This is a genomic window from Roseospira visakhapatnamensis (assembly GCF_014197915.1).
GTDB lineage: Bacteria > Pseudomonadota > Alphaproteobacteria > Rhodospirillales > Rhodospirillaceae > Rhodospira > Rhodospira visakhapatnamensis.
Map to the genome: position 1 here is coordinate 1 of NZ_JACIGK010000069.1, position 3,492 is coordinate 3,492.

6 protein-coding genes are annotated in these 3,492 nt (G+C 70.4%); 1 reads left to right on the forward strand and 5 read right to left on the reverse strand.

Annotated elements, in window-relative coordinates; all coding sequences use genetic code 11:
• The 5 genes from GGD89_RS19280 to GGD89_RS19300 form a co-directional block, all read right to left on the reverse strand.
• Positions 1 to 396, reverse strand: a complete 396-nt coding sequence (locus GGD89_RS19280) for a TniB family NTP-binding protein (protein ID WP_184049068.1) — start codon at positions 394 to 396, stop codon at positions 1 to 3.
• Between the two features lie 62 nt (positions 397 to 458).
• Complete coding sequence (locus tag GGD89_RS19285) at positions 459 to 1,172, reverse strand: Mu transposase C-terminal domain-containing protein (RefSeq protein ID WP_184049071.1); 714 nt, start codon at positions 1,170 to 1,172, stop codon at positions 459 to 461.
• 171 nt (positions 1,173 to 1,343) lie between these two features.
• Positions 1,344 to 1,898, reverse strand: coding sequence for a DDE-type integrase/transposase/recombinase (locus GGD89_RS19290; RefSeq protein WP_184049074.1), 555 nt, complete (start codon positions 1,896 to 1,898; stop codon positions 1,344 to 1,346).
• A 15-nt stretch (positions 1,899 to 1,913) separates the two neighbouring features.
• The gene (locus GGD89_RS19295) at positions 1,914 to 2,567 is read right to left on the reverse strand and encodes a DNA-binding protein (protein ID WP_184049077.1); all 654 of its coding nucleotides are present in this window, start codon (positions 2,565 to 2,567) and stop codon (positions 1,914 to 1,916) included.
• On the reverse strand, positions 2,567 to 3,046 hold the full coding sequence (locus tag GGD89_RS19300; protein ID WP_184049080.1) for a DNA transposition protein: 480 nt from the start codon (positions 3,044 to 3,046) through the stop codon (positions 2,567 to 2,569). Before GGD89_RS19300 ends, GGD89_RS19295 begins: the two co-directional genes overlap by 1 nt.
• Positions 3,047 to 3,244: 198 nt before the next feature.
• On the opposite strand from GGD89_RS19300, the gene GGD89_RS19305 reads away from it, so the two are divergent.
• Positions 3,245 to 3,492 (forward strand): hypothetical protein (locus GGD89_RS19305; protein WP_184049083.1); only part of this gene is annotated, 248 nt, incomplete at its 3' end.

Below are 3,492 nucleotides of genomic sequence, written 5' to 3' on the forward strand. Positions count from 1 at the left end.
TTACAACTGCAAGCGGATGGCCCGCCTCAGGGCCGCATGACACCCGCGCCACCACCTAAACTCAAGGCCGCGCGGCCAAACCCGACAGACTGCTATGATGATCCGCTCGACCAGGTCCGGGCCGGTGCCACGCTGCGAAACGCCCAATTCCTCGGCGAGAGCACGCAGGAACCGCAGCTTTGTCCAGCTTTCGCCGCACTCGACATAACGGGCGCGGGTGCGGTGCGCCGCATGCACGGCCGACCAGGTCTTCCCGAAGCCGGAGTGGCCGTAGAACACGCCGATCCCGGGCAGGTGACGGGGCCTCTGGACACACGCATCCACCAGCGCGCCGAACCGCAGCACGTTGGTGAGCGGCGCCGTGGTGGCGTTGACGATGGGCTGTCGATCGGTCATGCTTTCCTCGCTGTCGATGCTGGCCCGTGTCGGGGATGCCGCCCCGCGCGGGCCGTTTCCGTTCACGCGGACGCCTGTCCGGCCGGCAGGCCGTGCAGGAACACGTCGCCCCATTCCTCCAGGGCCGCCTCGTGCGACCGGTATTCGGGCGTCTGGCTGTACCCGCGCGCCCAGCGCAGGGCCTCGGCGTCCACCGGCCGGCCGGCGGCGTGGGCGTCGAGCGTCTGGCGGGCGCGCCACCAGCGGTCCTTGGGGGTCTCGTCGCGCTTCGGCGCCGCCCGTTCCGCCGCCATCTCGGCGGCCAGGCGCGCCTTGGCGCGTTCCTCGTCCGCCGTCAGGGCGCGCGGCGCCGGGGCCGGCTCCGCCAGCAGATGCGGCACCGCGCTTTCGTCGCGCCGTGCCATCGCGTCCTGCGCCGTGGCACGGCGGGCACGGGCCTCGGCCACGTCGTCGTCGTTGAAGTACGGGCGGGTATTGCCATCCTGCGCCGCCTCGCAAATCAGCCGCCCGTCCAGGTCACGGACCCAGACCCGCCCCAGGTCGCGCGGGTCGTATTCGACGCGCACCTCCCGGCCGTGCAGGTCCAGATCATCAAGCGTCTGGCTGAAGTACTTGCGGCTGTGCAACTGCACCCACGCCCGGTGCACGGTGCGCAACGCGTGCGGCCGGAACAGGTCGCGCGCCTCGTCCGGCGACAGGCGCGGAGGCATCACGCCCAAGGCCTCCGCCTCGACCATGAGCGCGTCCCACTGTTCCGCCGGCGACCGGTGGCGCATGCGCCCGGTCTCGGGATCGCGCGTGCGGGGCAAGGATGAATGAGGCCGGCTGTTGTAATCCGCGCGCCAGCCTTCGACCTCGGCTAGGAACACGTCCCACGGCTGGATGATCGGGCTGTGACCGTAGACCTTCAGGTCCTTCCGGCCCGTTTTAAAGGCCAGTTGGCGCGCCTAGCGGTCCATGTCGGTGCCGACGTAGGCCATGGACTGGCGCGCCGGAGCGATCAGGCCGGTCTGGTGGAACCGTTCGACGATCCCACGCGCTTGCGAATTGTATGGGAGCGAGTTTCGGTAGGTGATGCCTAAACGCGCCATCAGGCCCGTCACGGGGTCGTTCATGGCGCGATTCTTGAAACCGCAACCATTATCGACATACCAGTTGCTCGGCACGCCATAGCCAACGATGGCGGTCCGAAGTGCGGCCGCCACCAGCCATTCGGCCTCGTCCAGCCAGGCCGACCAGCCGACCCACAGCCGCGTCCGCACATCCAAGACGCTGATAATCTCCGGTCGCTTCGGCTGACCCGTCAGCGGGTGCGCCACCTCCTGGTCATGCCGGTGACCGTCGCTGGTGTAGACATCACCGGGCACCAGCCCCTCCACATCACGCGCCGTGAAAGACCGCAGGGCCTTCAACTCGCGGGGACCCACCCGGCCCCGGCTCTTGCCGACCGCGCCCAGGGACGCCACGAACCGGCGCGCCTGGTCGTAGCTGGGCGCTGGCACCGGCGTATCCGCCGGTCACCACTCCAGGCAGGCGGCGATGGAGGGCTTTTGCGGCCGGTGGTACAACTTCATCAAGGGATAGACCCAGGGCGCCAGGTCCCGCGCCCGCGCCTCGGCCGGCGCCAGCGCGGTGACGTCACCGCCCGCCGCCCGCGCCGCCAGCCAGCGCTGGATGGACCGCAGGGACAGCGTCCGCGATCCCGTGCGCCCGCCGCGCGCGTTGGCCTGCGGCACCATCCGCGCCAGGTGCTCCGGCAGATCCCTGGCCCGCGCCTGATCGACCAGCGCCTGCGCCGCCTGGCGCTGGCTCAGGCCGTATTCCAAGTGCACCCGATCGACCTCGGCGCACAGCGCCGCGCGAGCATCCATGCAGGAGCGCGAGGTGTCCTTCAGGTCCGCCGGATCCCGCTGCCCGCGCTCGGCCGCCACCGTCGCCGCCGGCGGGGCATCGGCCGCCAAGGCCCGCCGCGCCAGCGCCTGACGAGCCTTCTCCGGCAGCGCCGACACAGGATACTCCCGCCCGCCGCCCCGCCCCTGGCGGGGACGGGAGGGCCATTCCTCGCGGGCGGCCACCAGTAGCACCCCCCGCTCCGTGTCGGGCAGATCGGCGACGCCGGCCAACTCGGCGGCGGTGTGCCAGGCGTCGGGGGGTGGCAGGGCGGCGGGCATCAGCGGTGCCCTCCGCGCCGCCGCCGGCGCCGGGCGTCGATCCGGCGCTCCAGCCCGTCCAAGTACTCGGCCACCTCATCGCGCCGGTCGAGATCGATAATCTCCTCGATCGCCTCGCGATGCTTGGTATCCACCACCATGGAACCGAACGGCTCGGCCAGCAGCTGCAGCAGGCGCACATCCCCGGTCGCATGCACCAGCGCCATCAACCGGACCACGCTAATCGTGTGGTCCTCGCGCGCCTCGCTGGCATAGCCGTCCAGGGCCGTCTTTGGCACCGCCTCGCCCAGGTAGTCCGACATGGCCACCGCGATTTCTTCACGGGACGTCTCGCAGTCCCGCAATGCTGCCGCCACCGCCTTACTGATTTGCGCGCGCATGGATGCGGCGCGGACATGCTCGGCCGGGAAGGCACGCACCACCTCGGGCGGCTCCCAGGCCAGCAGGTCCATCTGGCGACGGTCGGCGCGGTCCTTCATCCCTGGCCCCTCCCCGAAAAACGGGCGGGCGCCCGGCACGAGACCGAGTCGCCCGCCCAGTGGCGGCGGATCAGGGAGGAGGCCCGGACGGCCGCCGCCATGCGCGCACGGAGGCAGAGGCTACGCGCATGGGGGGCGACAGCCGCCCGGGCGGTCCCTACACTCGGCAGCGCCACACCACCGAGGAGGGATTGGGAGATGGTCAGATATTTAGAGGAAGACGAAAGAAAACTGCTGGAGATGTTGGCCGAGCGCGAGGGCACGGACGACAACGTCGAAATCCTGGCCGAGCGCATGGAAACGCCGACGGGTACCGCAACCACGATGCTTGATGCAATCCAGGGCCTCCTGGACCAGCAGTTCTCAGGATGGGGTTGGAGTGTGTCGCAACCGGGTCTGGTGATTGAAGGGACAGGTGAGGAGGGGCGGGCTCAGGGTGGCTGGGG